The organism is Hymenobacter oligotrophus (genome assembly GCF_003574965.1).
In the GTDB taxonomy this organism is placed as follows: Bacteria; Bacteroidota; Bacteroidia; order Cytophagales; family Hymenobacteraceae; genus Solirubrum; species Solirubrum oligotrophum.
The window spans coordinates 647,160-665,143 of sequence record NZ_CP032317.1 but is presented as its reverse complement, the minus strand read 5'-3'; the positions used below and the strand labels follow the sequence as shown (position 1 = coordinate 665,143).

The 17,984-nt window shown below is 56.3% G+C and carries 12 protein-coding genes; 6 read left to right on the top strand and 6 right to left on the bottom strand.

Annotated elements, in window-relative coordinates; genetic code table 11:
• Nucleotides 1–304: 304 nt before the first annotated feature.
• Nucleotides 305–448, bottom strand: coding sequence for a hypothetical protein (locus D3Y59_RS18145; RefSeq protein WP_162910496.1), 144 nt, complete (start codon nt 446–448; stop codon nt 305–307).
• Between the two features lie 6 nt (nt 449–454).
• Between D3Y59_RS18145 and D3Y59_RS02715 the strand changes: the two genes are divergently transcribed.
• Entirely contained in the window at nt 455–3,424 is a 2,970-nt protein-coding gene (locus tag D3Y59_RS02715) for an NACHT domain-containing protein (RefSeq protein WP_119443651.1), read from the top strand.
• Between the two features lie 139 nt (nt 3,425–3,563).
• Here D3Y59_RS02715 and D3Y59_RS02710 read toward each other — a convergent pair whose 3' ends face one another.
• The gene (locus D3Y59_RS02710) at nt 3,564–5,342 is read right to left on the bottom strand and encodes a DUF885 domain-containing protein (RefSeq protein WP_240410484.1); all 1,779 of its coding nucleotides are present in this window, start codon (nt 5,340–5,342) and stop codon (nt 3,564–3,566) included.
• A gap of 327 nt (nt 5,343–5,669) precedes the next feature.
• On the opposite strand from D3Y59_RS02710, the gene D3Y59_RS02705 reads away from it, so the two are divergent.
• Entirely contained in the window at nt 5,670–6,101 is a 432-nt protein-coding gene (locus D3Y59_RS02705; protein WP_119443650.1) for an endonuclease domain-containing protein, read from the top strand.
• 115 nt (nt 6,102–6,216) lie between these two features.
• Nucleotides 6,217–8,742 (top strand): alpha-amylase family glycosyl hydrolase, encoded by a 2,526-nt coding sequence (locus D3Y59_RS02700; protein WP_162910495.1) that lies wholly within the window; start codon nt 6,217–6,219, stop codon nt 8,740–8,742.
• A 438-nt stretch (nt 8,743–9,180) separates the two neighbouring features.
• Here the strand turns inward: D3Y59_RS02700 and D3Y59_RS02695 are convergent, their stop codons facing one another.
• Nucleotides 9,181–10,368, bottom strand: coding sequence for a PAS domain-containing sensor histidine kinase (locus D3Y59_RS02695; RefSeq protein ID WP_119443648.1), 1,188 nt, complete (start codon nt 10,366–10,368; stop codon nt 9,181–9,183).
• Entirely contained in the window at nt 10,365–11,180 is an 816-nt protein-coding gene (locus D3Y59_RS02690; protein WP_119443647.1) for an alpha/beta fold hydrolase, read from the bottom strand. The genes D3Y59_RS02695 and D3Y59_RS02690 overlap by 4 nt, the downstream gene beginning before the upstream one ends.
• A 401-nt stretch (nt 11,181–11,581) precedes the next feature.
• Here D3Y59_RS02690 and D3Y59_RS02680 point away from each other — a divergent pair, with 401 nt between their 5' ends.
• Together D3Y59_RS02680 and D3Y59_RS02675 are read left to right on the top strand one after the other, a co-directional pair.
• A complete protein-coding gene (locus tag D3Y59_RS02680; RefSeq protein ID WP_162910493.1) occupies nt 11,582–11,932 on the top strand; it encodes an STAS domain-containing protein in 351 nt (116 codons plus the stop codon).
• A gap of 188 nt (nt 11,933–12,120) precedes the next feature.
• Nucleotides 12,121–12,651: a DUF421 domain-containing protein gene (locus D3Y59_RS02675; protein ID WP_119443644.1), complete on the top strand. Its 531-nt coding sequence runs from the start codon at nt 12,121–12,123 to the stop codon at nt 12,649–12,651.
• A 287-nt stretch (nt 12,652–12,938) separates the two neighbouring features.
• On the opposite strand, the gene D3Y59_RS02670 is transcribed toward D3Y59_RS02675, so the two are convergent.
• On the bottom strand, nt 12,939–13,526 hold the full coding sequence (locus D3Y59_RS02670) for a class I SAM-dependent methyltransferase (protein ID WP_119443643.1): 588 nt from the start codon (nt 13,524–13,526) through the stop codon (nt 12,939–12,941).
• An 84-nt stretch (nt 13,527–13,610) separates the two neighbouring features.
• Nucleotides 13,611–16,178, bottom strand: coding sequence for an excinuclease ABC subunit UvrA (gene uvrA, locus D3Y59_RS02665; protein WP_119443642.1), 2,568 nt, complete (start codon nt 16,176–16,178; stop codon nt 13,611–13,613).
• Nucleotides 16,179–16,580: 402 nt separating this feature from the next.
• Between uvrA and D3Y59_RS02660 the strand changes: the two genes are divergently transcribed.
• Entirely contained in the window at nt 16,581–17,810 is a 1,230-nt protein-coding gene (locus D3Y59_RS02660; protein ID WP_119443641.1) for a multidrug effflux MFS transporter, read from the top strand.
• Nucleotides 17,811–17,984: the final 174 nt, after the last annotated feature.

Sequence of the window (17,984 nt, the reverse complement as noted above, 5' to 3'; positions counted from 1 at the left end):
AATCCCAACTGTGCACAGGGCAGACGGTATGGTGGCTACACCATCAACAATTCATTGATTTTCATAGCAGCATATTTGAGCGGCCCCACTTACCCCAAGCGCATAGCCGCTTACCTGCTTTCGGTGCGGGCATTTCTCTCCTGCTGCCCTAAGCCAGCCCTTAATAAGATTCTTCTTTTAAAGTTGGCTGGCATTTGCCTTCCATACATTCACATAATTGCTTCATATAAAACTATCATCTTCGGAGAGGCATGAAGCTTCCAAAACACAAATTGAATGCCCAAACACTATACATATCATTGATCTAATTATTATCTTTTCGGCCAAAATACATCTTGACACCAATAGCAAATCTGATTTTTAACGCATTGACCTGTTTTTCAACTAACTCCCAAAGCAACCAAAGCTCATAACGTTCCATAAACCCTTCATTGATAAAAAAATTCAAAAATAAATGCAACAGGACAAGGTTAACATAATCGAGAATATTAATTCAATTGATGAATTAGGCAAAATCTTGGAAACCGTATTAGCAAATATGGGTCTTCAAGATATTAACAGAAAACAAGATGGCTCTGTTATATGCATTCAAAAGGACTCTTTAGGAGAACAGAAATTATGCTTTGTTCCAATAACAGAGAAGGTCAAAGGCAAGAATGATGTAATTGAAACAAGAGTATCAGCACTAGCTAAAGAAAACTTTGATTCCATATTTATTGTAATTTCAAAATTCACCTCAAGCGGCACTGAAATATCAAATTATTTCAAAGAGTTACTGCTTAAAAAGTTTCCAAACACTAGAATAGTTTTCTGGTCGAGAAACAATATAATTGAAACAATTGACAAACATTATAACGGATTTTGGTCACATTCTGACATCTTTATAAAACCATACGAAGAATACTACATAACTTCTTCTCGATCAGATTTTGAATTAAGAAACCTTTTAAAATTAGACGACAAATACCAAAATTTGCTTGATATTTTTGTAGAGCCTACACTTTGCATATACATTGAAGACAAAGAAGCTAAAAGGCCTATAAAGAGAAAATTTAGCTTTGAAAAAATAATAAAATCTGGCTCATATATTGTTTCAGGAGAGGCAGGAACTGGTAAGTCCACACTATTGCAGCATATTGGCAAAAGCTTAATCATTGAAAATAGCAAGGAGACACCTCATAAAAATATACCAATTTTTGTAAAGCAATCTGATTTAATTAGCAATGATTTTGATATAAATAAATCAGTACAATCAATTTTATTAAACGTTTATAAGTTTTTCGACCTTGAAAAGCTTTTTAGTGATTATACTATAGTAATATTGATAGATTCTATTGACGAGCTCGATAAGGACAAGCAAAAAACTATTCTCAAAGATCTTGATGCTATTAGAGACAAGGGATCCAGCAGATTTATTATTGCGACGAGAAGCCATGAACATCTAGTAAAAGATTGTGAACTCAATGAGTATACACACGTAACCGTAGAAGACTTCTCTATTAAGCAAATACAATTATTTCTTAAAAATTTCTTTAGATCTGACGAAAATAAAGCTAACAAATTATTATCATCTTTAAGAGATAATAAAATCCTTGAGAAAGTTCCCGTTACCCCTTTAACGCTATCTGTTATTTCAATCCTTTATGAAGAGAAACAATATGAAATCCCTGCGACAGTAACCGATGTATATGACAACTTCAACATCTTCCTTCTAGGAAGAGCAACGGTGAAATCAAACTTAGAATTCCTAGATATTAACATAAAAGAAAGAATACTTTCGCACTACGCTTTATACATTTTAACACAAGAAGATAGGATACCACAAACTGAAGCTGAATTCAAAGCTTTTATTGAGCTATTCTTCTCAGCCAGGAGCATGACCATTGAAAAGAAGAATATCCCAGAACTTTTCAATGCCTTGACACAAGGAACTGGTGTGTTGTTTGTAGATGAGGGCAGCTTCGTGTGCTTCAAACATAACTATTTTATGGAATATTATGCTTCACTTGAAATATTTAAGCAAAAACGTGAACTAGAAAATGAACTAGTCGAAAGATTTACTGAGTTCAATTGGCAGAACACGTCGATATTCTACGCTGGTAGAACTAAAGATATGTCTGACTTTCTATCAAAAGTCATTAAAAAAGTTAAGCAATATGAAACATTAACTGATTGCTTGATGGCCACATCCGGTATGGGCTATTTGCTACAAGCATTATGGTTAACTGATGCGAATATTAGAAAAGAGGGAACTTTAGCTGCTCTAGATCTCATGATAAAATCTTTAGAAAATATGAGCAGGCTATCTTATGAAAAATCAACTTTTTTTAGTGGCTTACAATATCCAAGCATAGCTTTAATAAATGCGCTATTTTTCTTCAAAAACTTTAATTCAATCACTCTTAAAGACCCAATCATATTAGCGTTCGATGAATTAATGGAAAGCGAGAAACGCAAAATGTCATTAGATGAACATACAAACAATCAACAACTTCATGGCCTAGAAGTTATTCAACGAGAGACTCTTTATTATAAGCTTTTTAATTTAGCATTAGTATTATACTCAGAACGGATAAATTCAAACGAGAAGTTATCAGAATTATTTGATAATACTTACATGCTTAACAATCCCTTATTTTTAATGCTATTCGATAAAGGCCTTGATATGATTAATCCAAAAAACTCGGATGCAATCAAAGATGAAGAAAATTTTGCATCTAAAAAGAACCGATACTTAGCAGGCATGAATTTTTACGTCAGTAATACTGCTGATAAGCTTAGATTTACAAACTTTGAAAATATATCAAGCTATAAGCGCGTAGAGTTATATACAGAAGGCAAAACCGATGCTGAAATCATCGAGCGAGCTAACTATGTTTTGACCAGAAACAAATATCCGTACTGGAGTGTACGCTCATGTGGAAGCGTAAAACATAATATTGGTGGAGCTGACGAGCTAAAGAACTTTCTTGAGACAATCGGTGCTCAGATGCTCGGCAATCAAGATAAAGACAAGGTAATCATTGGCATATTCGATAATGACATGGCAGGCAATAGATGCCATGGTGGGTTAAAGAAAGAGCTGTTTAATCAAATAAATGAACGAGTCAAAAAACATAAAGAATGCGAAGTATATGCAATCAAGCTACCAATCCCAATTGAAAAGGATGTCTATCTTAAATCAAAACCTGAATTTAAGTTTTTTTCTATCGAACACTACTTCCCAACTGAGTTTTTAAAAAGCCATGATATGTTAAGAGATATTCCCGATTTTCAAGATGTTTATAATATCAACGACAAGAAAAAAGCAGAATTCGCTACAATAATTCAGCAAGAAGAAGATGCATCCGTATTCGAGGACTTCAAGTTTTTATTTGAAGAAATAGACTTCTTGTCAAATGAAAAGACCCAGTATATTGACTAACTGATTATGCAATCTTATAATTGAGTTTATCATCTCATGAAAGTTCAATAAACATCTATAGAAATGCCCCGCAACTCACGTTGCGGGGCGTTTCTTTTAATACGCTAAGAAGTTACTGGTCCAATCTGCACTTTCCATCTTACTTCTGCCTAGCCGCCCAAGCGTCCATCGTCTTTTCGGCAATATCCAGCGGCATGGCGGCGTTGGCCAGCAGCTCGTCGTGGAAGTTGCTGAGCTTGAACTTCGGGCCGAGCTGCTTTTGGTACTTGCTGCGCAGGCCGAGGATGTGCATCTGGCCGGTTTTGTAGGAAAGCGCCTGGCCGGGCATGGCCATGTATCGCTCAATTTCGGCCGTGGCGCCCTGCTCGTCGATGGAGCGGTTTTCGCGCATGTACTGAATGGCCTGTTCACGCGTCATGCCTTTGTGGTGCATGCCCACATCAACCACCAGCCGAATGGCGCGGTGCATTTCGGTGTTCAGGGCGCCCATGCGCTGATAGGGGTCGGTGTACACGCCTAGGTCGCGGCCGAGGCTCTCCACGTACAGGGCCCAGCCTTCGGAAAAGGCGCTGTATCCGTTGAAGCGGCGGAACTTGGGCAGGGCGGTGTTTTCCTGCTGCAGCGAAATCTGGTAGTGGTGGCCGGGTATGGCTTCGTGCAGGAAAAGCGCATCCATGCCGCGCGTTACGTTGTACTTGGTGGCATCGACGATGGGCACGTAGAAGATGCCGGGGCGTGAGCCGTCGGGCAGGCCGCGGTTGTACTGCGCCGAGGCCGTAGCCGCCCGGAAGGCCTCCGTCTGGCGCACCTCGAAGCCGGTTTTGGGCACGCGGCCAAACATCTTCTTCAGGTTCGGATCAATCCGGGCCTGAATGCCGCGGTACACGTTCAGCACTTCTTCGGGCGTTCGGAAGGGCATGAACTTGGGGTCGGTGTTCAGGTAGGTGAAGAAGTCCTGCAGGTCGCCGGTAAAGCCCACCTCGTTTTTGATCTTCTCCATCTCCTGCCGAATGCGCTTTACCTCGGCAAGGCCGGTTTGGTAAATCTGGTCGGGGGTGCGGTCGGTAGTGGTCCAGAACTTTACGGCGTAGCGGTACATGCCCGCGCCGCCGGGCACCGCCGAAATGCCGGTGGTGGTGCGGGCCTTGGGCAGGTACTCGTTTTTCAGGAAGTCGTGCAGCTTTTGGTAGGTAGGCACCACCTGCTGGCTGATGGCTTGCTGGTAGGCGGCCGTGAGGCGCTGCTGATCGGCGGCCGAAACCGCGGTCGGAAACTTGGTTACGGGCCCGTAGAAGATGCTCTTGCTGGCATCGGTAGTAACCATAGCTTGCAGCTGGGGCAGCATCTTTTCGACTAAGGGCCTGGGCAGCACCACGCCGGCGCGCATGCCGCGCCGCATGTTGCTGATGGCGGTATCGGCCCACACGGGGTAGGCGCGCACGCGGCCGAGCCAGTTGTCGTAGTCCTGGGTGGTTCGGAAGGGCTGGTTGCCGGTGCCCGCGCCGTACTGCGCCAGCGAAATGGGCAAGCCGTTGAACTGCGAGAAGGGCATCATCCAGGAAAGCTGCTTCAGGCCCTCGAGGCGCATCTGCATTTCGTAGCGGAAGATGTCGTAGCTCACCTGGTCGCCCGTGGAGAGCTTGGCCCGGTCGAACTTGTTCAGCTGCTCGAGGTACTGCTGAAAAAACTGCCGCTGCGCCTCGCAGTAGGCCTGGGTGCCGTCGTTGGGCAGCACATCGTTGTAGCGGTTGTCGCCCTGCGCCGTGGCTTCGAGCGGGAACAGCCGGGCGCGCTCGTCCCAGTACTTATCGAACATGGCCGCCAGCTGCGGCGAATCGGCGGCGGGCGCGGCGGTATGGCTCATCAGCGTGCCCAGCAAGGCAGTGGCCAAAGCAGCCGACAGGAAAAGGTGCTTCACGGAGGAGGAAATGCGGTGGTGTGGAGGAGCCTAAATGTAACGCGGTTTAGGCGATGGATAGGCAGGTGGTTTTAGGCGTTAGTGTGGCCGATGGTTGGGCTGAGCTAGGTTAAAAGCTGCACACAAGTATCGGGGACTAGGGCTAGAGCTAGAGCTAGTTCCCCTCCTCAGATGAGGAGGGGTTAGGGGTGGTTGACCTTGTCGTTTGAACGACGTTTAGCTCAGCCCGTAACTCTAGCTTTTCAACCACCCCTAGCCCCTCCTCATCTGAGGAGGGGAACTAACCCTTAGCTCCTTAGCTGTTTAGCTTTTACTATAAATCAAACTATGTCTACCGAACACCTGCATAACCTGCCTCACCGGAAGCAACACCGGCGCGATCTGCGCAATAACGCTACACCAGCCGAGGCTACCTTGTGGCGTTGCCTGCGCAACAGCCAGCTGAAAGGGCGCAAATTCCGGCGCCAGCAAAGTATTGGGCCGTACATCGTCGATTTTTACTGCCCCGCTGAACAGCTGGTGGTAGAGCTGGATGGGGCCGGCCATTTCACTGTGAGCGGCGAAGCGAATGACGTGGCCCGTACGGCTTACCTGCAGAACTTGGGGCTGCGGGTGTTGCGGTTCGAGAATACAAGCGTGCTGCAGCAGGTGGAAAGTGTGTTGACGGCCATTGAAGCATCATTTGGGAGCAACGGTGGGGCAACCAACCATGAACAGTCAACCACCCCTAGCCCCTCCTCAGCTGAGGAGGGGAACTAGCTCCTAGCTCTAGCCCTAACCCTAGGTCACAAACCCTAAGCCAAGGGCAGGCAGGTCCTTATCTTTGTTGACTTACCCTTGACCTAGGCGGCTGATGAAATACTGTTTACTCTTAATGCTGCTCCTGCAAGGCCTTTGGGCGCAGGCGGTGCAGCTTACTTTCCGCGTGAATATGCGCGGGCAAACCGTGGCCGCGAGCGGCGTGCACGTGGCCGGTAACTTTCAGGCGGCAGCGGGCTTTGGCTCCGACTGGAACCCCGCCACTACCCGCCTCACCGACGCCGACAACGACCGGATTTACGAGGCTACCGTTGACGTGCCCGCGGGCCAGTACCTCTACAAGTTTGTAAACGGCAACAGCTGGAACGGCGCCGAGCAGCCCGGGGCTGCCTGTGGCGTGGCCGACGGTTCGGGCAACGTAAACCGCCAGGTTTCGCTAGGCAACACGGCCTACCGGCTGCCGGCGGTGCCATTCAGTGGGTGCGCCACGCTGGTGCAATTTCAGGTGAACATGCGCGGCCAAACCGTAACGCGGGCCGGCGTGCACGTGGTGGGCAACTTTCAGACGCTGGCGGGCTACAGCACCAACTGGGACCCCACCAGCATACCGCTAACCGATAACAACGGCGACGGTATTTACGAAGCGCAGGTAGCCCTGCCCGCGCCCATGCGTTTTCAGTACCGTTTCGTGAACGGCGCTACGCTGGCCGGTGCCGAGCAAGTGCCCGCCTCCTGCGGCATCGACGACGGCACCGGCACTTTGGCCCGCGTTTTTGATGCCACGGCCGCTGTAAACACCATCCCGCCTGCATGCTTCGGCACCTGCCAGGATTGTGGAGCCTCGCCCACCGGCTACACCACCCACTGGTGGAACGACGCCGTGTTCTACGAAATCTTCGTGCGCAGCTTCTACGACTCGAACGCCGACGGCAAAGGCGACTTTGCGGGTCTTACGCAGAAGCTCGATTACCTGAACGACGGCAACCCCAACACCACCACCGACCTGGGCATTACGGGCATTTGGCTGATGCCCATGATGGAGTCGCCGAGTTACCACGGCTACGACGTAACCAACTACAAAGCCACCGAGCCCGACTACGGCACCATGGCCGAGTTTGAGGCGTTTTTGGCCGCTGCCCACGCCCGCGGCATCAAGGTCATTATCGATTTGGTGCTGAACCACTCCTCCAACGAGCACCCATGGTTTCGGCAGGCGGCCAACAACATCGGCAGCCCCTACCGCGACTGGTTTCGGTGGTCGGCCACCAACCCCGGCCTGGGCTGGCACGCCGCCAATGGCAGCTACTACTACGCCTACTTCTGGAGCGGCATGCCCGACCTGAATTGGCGCAACGCCCAAATGCGCGCTGCCATGTGGGATGCCTCGCGTTTTTGGCTGAAGAAGGGCGTGGACGGCTACCGCCTCGATGCCGTGAAGTACCTGGTGGAAAACGGCAGCACCATCGAGAACACGCCCGAAACCCTAGGTGTGTTGGAGGAATTTCACGACTCGGTGCGGGCCGTAAACCCGGCGGCTTTTACCGTGGGCGAGGCGTGGTCGGCCACGCCGCAAGTGGTGCCTTACGTGGTGAACAACCGCCTCGATGCCTGCTTTGAGTTTGATTTGCAGGGAGCCATCATCAGCAGCCTCAGCAGTGGCAACCCGGCCGCCTTGCGCACGCAGCTGGAGCTGGTCGACCGTAGCTACCCCAAGCTGCAGTACGCCACCTTCCTGAGCAACCACGACCAGAACCGCGTGCTCGGCACCCTAGGTGGCAACATGGCCCGCATGAAGCAGGCAGCCGCGTTGTACCTCACCATGCCTGGCGTGCCTTTCCTGTACTACGGCGAAGAGGTAGGCATGCTCGGCGCCGGCCCCGACGAAGAAAAGCGCAAGCCCATGCAGTGGACGGCCGGCGCCAACGCGGGCTTTACGAACGGCACGCCGTGGCGCGCGCTCAACAGCAACTACGCGCAGTTCAACGTGGCCACACAACAGGCCGATGCGGGTTCGTTGCTGAACCACTACAAGCAGCTGATCCGGTTGCGCAACACCCACGAGGCGATGCGCAAGGGCTACCTGCTGCCGGTTACGGCTTCGGCCAGCTCGGTGCTGGGCTATGCTCGCGTGCACAACCAAGAAGCCGTGCTGACGGTGGCCAACCTGGGCAGCGCGGCTGCCAGCAACACGGCGCTTTCGGTGCAGCTATCCACGCTGGCGGCCGGCCAGTACCAGGTTACCGATTTGCTCACGGGGCAAGCAGCGGGCATGGTTACGCTCGATGCGCAGGGCGGCTTTAGAAACTGGAGCGCTGCCCTGCCGGCGTTGGGCGCGAACCAAACGTGGGTGCTGCGCCTAACTCCCGCCCGGCCTACGCCGGTTAGCGCCGGCAAAGCCGATTTCAGCCCTAGGTTGTACCCCAACCCGGCTAGCCAGGCAGTGCGCCTGGAGCTGCCTGGCGCTGCTACCGCTCAGGTGCAATTGCGCGTGTATGATTTGCAGGGCCGCTTGGTGCAAACCGTGTCGTTTAGCGGCAACAGCTACCGTGTTGATACGCAAAGCTGGGCCAACGGCACTTATTTGCTGCGGGTGCAAGCGGGTTCTAAGGTTTCGGTGCAGCGGCTGGTGGTGGCGCACTAGCACGGCACATTGCCCTAGGTTGCTTTAGGACAAACAGCCTCAGTTGCGACTGGCAGCTGGGGCTGTTTTCTTTTTGCGGTTGATGATTACGTAAGAACGTCCTGCTCTCCCGCGTCGTTGCGCGGTGTAGCGCGGACTTTAGTCCGCAGCCCCCAGATACATTTCTTAAACAGCAACGCCTGTCAAGGATTATACTATTCGAGGACGCGGACTACAACCGAAGGTCGGCATAGCCAAAGTCCGCGCTACAGTGCGCTACAGCAGTGCAACGAAGCAGTAGAGATGCTTCGACTGCGCTCAGCATGACGTTCAAACGGCAAGGTCAACCACCCCTAGCCCCTCCTCATCTGAGGAGGGGGACTAGCTTGTAGCTCTAATTTGGGCTGGGTTTAGCTTGTGACTAGCCGTAGCTCGGGTGTTGGGTTTGTTACCTCTGTTCTACCTAGGCAGGTAGATGCGGAAGGTAGTGCCCTCGCCTACGGTGCTGTCGACTTCGACGTGGCCGCCGGCTTGGTGCACCAGGCGGTTTACGAGGTAGAGGCCCATGCCCGAGCCCACTACCTCGGGGTGGAAGCGGCGGAACAGCTGGAATAACTCTTGACCGTGGCGCTGCATGTTGATGCCGCGGCCGTTGTCTTGCACGCGCAGCACTACCCTATCGCCTTCGGGCTGGGTGCTTACGCGCACCTGGGGCGGGCGGGCGGGGTCGGCGTACTTAACGGCGTTGCTCAGCAGGTTGTAGAGCATGCTGTGCAAGCTGGGCCGGGCCATGCGCAGCGTGGGTGCGGCCGTAAAATCGAGGCTGAAGCGGGCGGCTACTTCGCCCGAGGATTTTAAGCTGCGGATGATTTCCTCGCACACGGGTTGCAGCACAATGTCTTCGGCGGGCACGCGCTCAAGTTGGCGCTGCAGTTGCACCACCTCGGTAAGGCCCGCAATGGTAGCCAGGATTTGCTGCAGCGCGTCCTCAAACATGCGCATCATCGGCTCGGCCTCGGGGTCGTCGAACGACACGGTTTGTTTCAACTCGCCAAACAAGCCGGCCATGTTGTTGATGGGCTGCTTGAGGTCGTGCGAGGCCGTGTACACAAAGCTGTCGAGGTCGGCGTTGATGCGGGTGAGCTGCTCGTTTTTGGTGGTAAGCAGTTCGTTGGCGCGGGCCAACTGCTCGCGCTGCTCCTCGGCCAGGGCCTTGGCGCGCAGCAACTCCTGCTCGTACTTCCGCCGTTCCGTAATGTCGAAAAACGTGAAGCGCATTACCAAGGGTTGGCCGTTGAAGTCGCGGCGCAGCTCGGCGTTCAGAAGTACGGGTAGCGTAGCGCCGTTTTTAGCGCGCAGCGTGTAGCTGATCTCGCGCACCCGATCGAGCATCAGCAACATGGGGGCGCAATGCGTTTCGTAGTGCAGGCGGCTGCCCACCGTTAGTAGCTGCTGCAAGCCCTGGCGGGCTACGAGCTCGGGGCGCGTGTAGCCCAGCCAGCGCAGCAGCGTTTGGTTGAGCTTAACGAGCGTACCATCGGGCAGGCACGAGCAGTAGCCGCACGGAGCATTCTCGTACAAGTCGTCGATATTCTCCTCCGTCAGGCGCAAATCCAGCTCGGGCAGCTCGTCGTCGGGTTGGCTCATACCAATTGCATACGCGCAGCAGCCAAAAAATTTTCGATGGCGGCGATGGTAACCTCCGGGGCGCTGATGTGCGGGCAATGGCCCGAGGTGTCGAGCAGCACCAACTCGCTGCCGGGTATGTGCCGGTGCATGTAGCTGCCCACCGTGCGCGGCGCAATGGCATCGTGGGCACACTGCAAAATGAGCGTGGGCACTTGCACCCTAGGTAAATCGGCGCGGTTGTCCGACAGGAACGTGACGCGGGCAAAGTGGCGCGCAACCGCCGGGTTGGTGCTGCAAAAGCTGTTGTTCAGCTCATCGGTTAGCTCGGGCCGCTCGGGGTTGCCCATGATGACGGGTGCAATGGCCCCCGACCACCCCAGGTAATTGCTGTCCATGGCCTCGAGCAGTTCTTCGATGTCGGCCCGCTCGAAGCCGCCGTGGTAGCCTTGGTCGTTGATGTAGCGCGGCGAAGGCCCCACCAGCACCAAGCGGGCAAACCGCTCGGGCTGCTGGTTGGCGGCCAGCACCCCAATCATGGCGCTAACCGAGTGCCCCACAAACACCACCTCGCGCAGCCCCAGCGCCTCCATGATTTCCAGCACATCGGCGGCGTGGCCGTGGAGGGTGCGGTAGCGTTCGGGGTTGTAAGCGCCTAGGTCCGATTGGCCCGCCCCCACCAAATCGAGCAGCACCACGCGGTAGTTGGCTTCGAAAGCGGGTGCTACGAGCCGCCACATGCGCTGGTCGCAGCCAAAGCCGTGCACAAACACCATGGGCTGCTTATCGGCAGCTCCCGATACCGAAACGTTGTGGCGCTTAAGTACATCCATATAACGGCAGCACTGATTTATAGCCCGCGCACGGGCAGCAATACGCACATGTTTAGCAGCAATTTGCCTCCTAATTCGTGTAAGGTAGCAGTTACGCAGCAGCATCTGCTTGCCTTTACATTACGGTAACAGCAAAAGCGGCTGCGGGGATTTGCGGCAGCAGCCCTTGTACCGCGCGCCGATGTGGGCACAAATACTTGGTACGGGCTTGCCCTACCCGCGCAGAAATACGCTGGCAACGCGGGCAAACACGCACTTGAATTTCAGCATTTTAACACTTACATTCTGCTCACCAACCCGGTGGTTTTGAGGCCGGTAGCATGGCGCCACCACAAGGCCTGCGCCGCCCTAGGTCCACGCAGCCACTTTCGCTGCAAACAACTAAAACTTCCTCCCCGACCATGAGAACCTCTCGACAGGAATTTCTGCCCAACCGGCAGAATGCTTCCAACATCGCGCGGGTTGATTTGGACGCCGTACCCGCCGTGCAGGTAGCGCGGGCCTTGGAGCGCTGCCCGCAGCAACCCCGCCCCTTGCTGCTCGTTGATGCGGCCAACCTAAAGTGCCTGCGCCACCTAGGCGTGAGCCACGTGGTATCGGAGCTGCTGGTGCTGCGCAAAGCCGGCGCCGAGGTATGGGTACGCAACGCCAGCCCGGCCTTGCGCAACTGCCTGCGCTTGCTGAAACTCGACGGCGTATTTCATGTGCATGCCGAAATGCACGAGCCGTTCCTGACTACCACCTCCGAGTAAAGCGCGGTACCGCGACCCGTGCAGCAATACCCCGCCTAGGGCCCAGCCGCTAATTGCGGTTGGGCCCTAGGTGTGTTGTGGCGTTCGGCTGGTTGGGCGGCCGCTTGCGTACAATGCCCCGTACCCCTGGCTGCCGCAATGCCTAGCGGGCTTCGGCAGCCTATACTCCGCACCCAACCCGCTACGCCATGTTCGAGCAGGTAGACTGGCACTCCATGTTTGTGCCAAAAATCCCCATCCTGGAAATTGTCATCCGAGGCAGCATCATTTACCTCGGGCTGTTTTTGCTGATGCGCGTGATTCTCAAGCGCGAGTCGGGCACGCTGGGCATCGGCGACATGCTCTTGGTGGTGCTCATTGCCGACGCCTCGCAAAACGGCATGACCAACGACTACACCTCCGTAACCGAAGGCCTGATTTTGGTGGTTACCATCATCGTCTGGAGCTACGCGCTCAATTGGTTGGGCTTCCACTTCCCCATGTTTCAGCGGCTGCTGAAGCCGGGCAAGCTGCTGCTGGTGAAAGACGGACGGATAGTGGCCGAAAACATGCGCAAGGAGTTGGTAACCCGCAGCGAGCTGATGAGCGAGGTGCGCGCCAACGGCATCAGCGACTTGTCGCGCATCAGGGAAGCGTACATGGAGCCAACCGGGCGCATCAGCATCATTTGCAAGGACGAAAAACCCGCCAGCACCCCCGACGAAAAGAAGGTGCTTTAACCCGCTTGTCGGCGCCCACCTGCCCTGCTGCCCTAAACAAAAACGCTCCTCCGGCCGGCTGCCGCAGGAGCGTTTTCACTTGATTCGGCGCCACACGTAGTACCACACCAGAAACTACGTGAGTTGCCGCATTTGGCGACGAATCACAGTAGCTTAAACGCGTGCAGTGGCTGCAGGTAGCCCCGAAAACTACGGGATTTGGGCTGCGCGATGCCGGTAATTTCGGCTGCGTATTTTCAGCCGGCAGCCGCGCCCCGGGTGCTCACACGCAGCAAGCACCGGCGCACCTAGGCGGCCTGCGCGGGCTGCGGCTTGCTGCCGGCCGTGGCCGGCGCATACACCAGCACGTGCGCCGGGGGCAGGTTCAGGAGCACGTGCTCGTGGCCAACGGGCCGGAAAAACCGCTCGAACAAGCGCGTATTGCGCAATGAGTACTGAAACAGCACCAGCTTGCCCTCGGGGTGCAGCAGCTGCTGGGTATGCTCGAGAATGCGCCAACCCAACCGCCGCGACAGCGACGAGAAAGGCAGGCCACACACCACGTAATCGACGGGGCCGAGGCCGAGCGGCCGCAGGAAATCGGCTGTTTTATCGGCCGAGCCGTGCACCACGTGCACGTTGTGGTGGGCGGCGTAGCGCTGGCGCAGCAGCTCGCTGAAACGGCGGTTTACCTCTACCAGCACCACGGCCGTTTCGGGGCGGCGGCGCTTCAGCAAGGCATCGGTAAATACGCCCGTGCCAGGGCCGTACTCCACTATGCAGTCGGCCGTAGCAAAATCGATGGGTGCCATTACCTGCTCGGTTAGCTCGCGGGAGCTGGGCACCAACGAGCCCACCGTGGCCGGGTTGCGGAAGAATTCTTCGAGGAAAGACATAGACAATAGCAAATTTCAAGCAGGCCTAATGCACCCAGCAGGCGCTTGTACGCTCGTTAGCCCGATAGGGTGCCGCTATCAGTGTTAGCGGCGGAAGCGCGCCAGGTAGGGCGCGGTGCGGCTTTGCTTGTGCCGGGCTACCTCGGCGGGCGGGCCGGCGGCCACTACGTGCCCGCCTTCGTCGCCGGCGCCGGGGCCCATGTCGATAACCCAGTCGCTGCTGGCCACCACGCGCATGTCGTGCTCCACCACCACCACGGTGTTGCCGGCGTCTACCAGGCCATCGAGCTGCACCAGCAGCTTCTCCACATCAGAGGGGTGCAGGCCGGTGGTGGGCTCATCGAGCACGTACAGGGTATTGCCGCGGCCTTGGCGCTGCAGCTCCGTGGCCAGCTTAATGCGCTGCGCCTCGCCACCCGAAAGCTCGGTGGCCGGCTGCCCCAGGCGCAGGTACCCCAAGCCTACTTCGCGCAGCACGGTAAGCGCGCGGTGCACGGCGGGCTCCTCGTCGAAAAACTCCCAGGCGGCATCTACCGTCAGGCCCAGCACCTCGGCTATGTTTTTGTCGCGGTAAGTTATTTCGAGGGTTTTGGCGTTGTAGCGGGCACCGTGGCACACGGGGCACGGGGCGTATACGCTGGGCAGAAACAGCAGCTCCACCATCACAAACCCCTCGCCCTGGCAGTTTTCGCAGCGGCCCTTGGCAACGTTGAAGGAGAATCGCCCGGCATCGTAGCGGCGCTTGCGGGCAGCGGGCGTGGCCGCAAACAGCTTGCGCACGTGGTCGAACAGGCCGGTGTAGGTAGCCATGTTGGAGCGCGGCGTGCGGCCAATGGGTTTCTGATCAACTCGCACCAGGCGCTTGATGTGCTCGAGCCCGCTGACGATGCGGCCTTCGGGGGCTGAATGATCAATGATCAATGAGGAATGAGCAATGTCGACTTCTTCTTCGTCATTGTTCATTGATAATTGTTCATTGCTCATTCCCAGCTCCGCGCCCACCAGCTCCACCAGCACCTGGCTTACCAGGCTCGATTTGCCCGAACCCGACACGCCCGTAACGGTCGTCATCACGCCCAGCGGAAACGCCACCTCTAGGTTATTCAGGTTGTTACGCGTGATGCCGGCCAGCTTTAGCCAGCCGCCGGGGGTGCGTGGCATCCTAGGTGCGCCGGCTTCGGAAGCCGCAAACAGGTAGCGCCGCGTCTGCGACGCGGCTACTTTTCCTAGGCCCGCGGGTGCGCCGCTGTAGAGTATTTCGCCGCCTTTTTCGCCGGCGGCGGGGCCTACGTCAACCAGCCAATCGGCCTGCCGAATCACGTCGAGGTTGTGCTCTACCACAAACAACGAATTGCCGGCTTGCTTGAGGCTGTGCAGGGCTTTCAGCAGCGCTTCGGTATCGGAGGGGTGCAGGCCCGCCGAGGGCTCATCGAGCACGTACACCACGCCGAACAGGTTGGAGTACAACTGCGTAGCCAGCCGCAAGCGCTGCAGCTCGCCCGGCGACAACGTGGGCGTGCTGCGCTCCAGGGAGAGGTAGCCCAGCCCTAGGTCGAGGAGCACGCGCAGGCGGGCGACCAGGTCGTGGGCAATGCGTTGGGCCACAATAGCTTGTTCGGGGTGTTCGGCATCGTGGCGCTTGCGGCCTTTGGCGGTGCCCTCGGCAAAAGGCAGCAGCAAGGCAGCCACGCGCTTCAGTGGCAAAGCGGCCATCTCGGCAATATCGAGCCCGGCAAACGTAACCGACAACGACTCGGGCCGCAGGCGCTTGCCGTGGCACAAGGGGCACTCGGTGCTGAGCATGTACTGCAAAGCCCGTTTTTTCATCAGCGGGCTTTGGGTGTTGGCAAAGGTGTGCAGCACGTGGCGCCGGGCGCTGGTAAACGTACCCATGTAATTGGGCGGCTCCTTGCGCTTAAGGGCGCGTTGGGTTTCCTGGGGCGTGTAGCCGGGGTACACGGGCACCACGGGCTGCTCCTCCGTGAACAGAATCCAGTCGCGCTGGGCTTGCGGCAGCTCCTGCCACGGAATGTCGACATCGTAACCTAGGGTCACGAGGATGTCGCGCTGGTTTTGCCCACCCCAGGCCTGCGGCCACGCGGCAATGGCCCGCTCCCGGATGGTAAGCGTGGGGTCGGGCACCATGCTTTGCTCGGTTACTTCGTAGATGCGCCCCAGGCCGTGGCAGGTGGGGCAGGCACCCTCGGGCGTGTTCGAGGAAAACGCTTCGGCGTAGATGATGCCCTGGCCCGCGGGGTAGTCGCCGGCGCGCGAGTAGAGCATGCGCAGCAAGTTAGAAAGTGTAGTAACCGAACCTACCGAGGAGCGCGTGGTGGGCGTGCCGCGCTGTTGCTGCAGGGCCACGGCCGGCGGCAGCCCGTCGATGCTATCGACCTCGGGCACGGCCATTTGATGGAACAGCCGCCGCGCGTACGGCGACACCGACTCGAGGTACCGGCGCTGGGCTTCGGCGTACAAAGTGCCGAATGCCAACGACGATTTGCCCGAGCCCGACACCCCGGTGAACACCACCAGCGCATCGCGCGGAATCTCGAGGTCGACGTTTTTGAGGTTGTGCTCGCGGGCGCCGCGCACGTGCACGAAGCCGCTGAAATCGGGAGTTGCCGAAGCCGAAGGAGTTTGTTTTGCCATGGGTAGAAAGCGCAGCCAAAGCTAGGCCGTAGCCAGCAGCCCACTCATACGTAGCTCGGGCCGCAACCAGCCAAACCGGCGGCTCGGCCACGCCTGCGCGGCTTATGGCTTCAGCGCTGCGCCAAGGGTAAAGCAGGTTGTGCTCGTGCGCAACCCGTGCCTTAAAGGGTAACCTGCAATTCACCCGCAGGGGCGCATCCATCCCCGCGCAATGCCGTTACTTTGCACCGGCAAGGCGCAGACCGCAGTTGGTTGAGGAAGATGCTGCGCCGCTTGCCCCGCTCCTACCGGCGTCGCACCCACCTTCGGCGCCGGCATACGTAGCGCCAGCCAACGGTTGGCGTAGTCTTTTCCCGGCCCCACCGCTTCGCGTGCCGCCGGCATTTCCTAGGTACTTTCTCCATGACGAAGCAGAAATACTTTTCGCTTATCCTCATCCTGGGCAGCCTTTCGGCCCTAGGTCCGTTCACCATCGATATGTACCTGCCGGGCTTCCCAGCCATTGCCAAGGACTTGCAGACCACGCCCGCCCGGGTGGCGCTGTCGCTCTCGAGCTACTTCATCGGCATTTCGGCGGGTCAGCTGCTCTACGGCCCGCTGCTCGATCGTTTTGGGCGCAAAAAGCCGCTGTACGTGGGTTTGGCGCTGTACATCATCAGCTCCATTGCCTGCGCCTCCATTCACTCCATCGATGCGCTAATTGCCCTGCGCTTTTTTCAGGCGGTGGGCAGCTGCGCGGCAGCCGTAGCCTGCATGGCCATGGTGCGCGATTTGTTCCCCGTAACCGACACCGCCAAGGTATTTGCCTTGCTGCTGCTGGTGGTGGGCCTTTCGCCCATGCTGGCGCCCACGGTGGGCGGCTACGTAACGGCGGGTTTTGGCTGGCAGGGCGTGTTTGTAACGCTGGCCCTGTTGGGGGTTGCGCTGTTGCTGGCCTGCTTGCTGTGGCTGCCCGAATCGTACCAGCCCAACCCCAATTTGTCGCTGAAGCCGCGGCCCATTCTCACCAACTTCTGGCGGGTGCTGCGCGAGCCCAGCTTCTACACCTACACCCTCACCGGGGCCCTGTCGTTCTGCGGGTTGTTCGTGTACGTAGCCGATTCGCCGCTGGTGTTTATGGATATTTTCGGCGTCGATAGCAAAGTGTACGGCTGGATTTTCGCTTTTCTCTCCATTGGCCTGATTGGCGCCAGCCAGGTAAACAGCGTGCTGCTGCGCCGCTTCCGGAGCGAGCAACTGGTGTTCGGCGCCCTGTGCTGCCAGGTGGCTGCCAGCGTAGTGTTTTTGCTGCTCACGGTAAACGGCCTGATCGGCCTGTACGGCACCATCGCGCTGCTCTTCGTTTTTTTGTGCTGCCTGGGCTTCAGCAGCCCCAACACGGCGGCGTTGTCCTTGGCCCCGTTCAGCCAAAACGCCGGCAGCGCCTCGTCGCTGATGGGCGCTATTCGGATGGGCATTGGAGCCATGGCCTCGGCCGCGGTTAGCGTGTTCAACAACCACACGGCCGTGCCCATGGTCGCCATCATGATGGTAACCTCTGTAGTGGCCCTGCTGATTTTGCTGGTGGGCCGGCGCTACGTTGCACACACGCCAGCTACCGCCGAGGCTGCCGTTGCCGAGCCGGTGCATTAAGGTTTTTTTGCCAGCGTGTAGCGCGGACTCTGCAAGCCCGTGTCCCCGGATAGTAATTTCTGACCTAGGGATGTAGCGCGGGCTTCAGCCCGCGTTTGCCAGGACGAAATGGTAGGTGCGAAACCGCGCGTCACCGGCTGTTCGGGCAAACGCGGACTGAACCGAAGGAAGGCG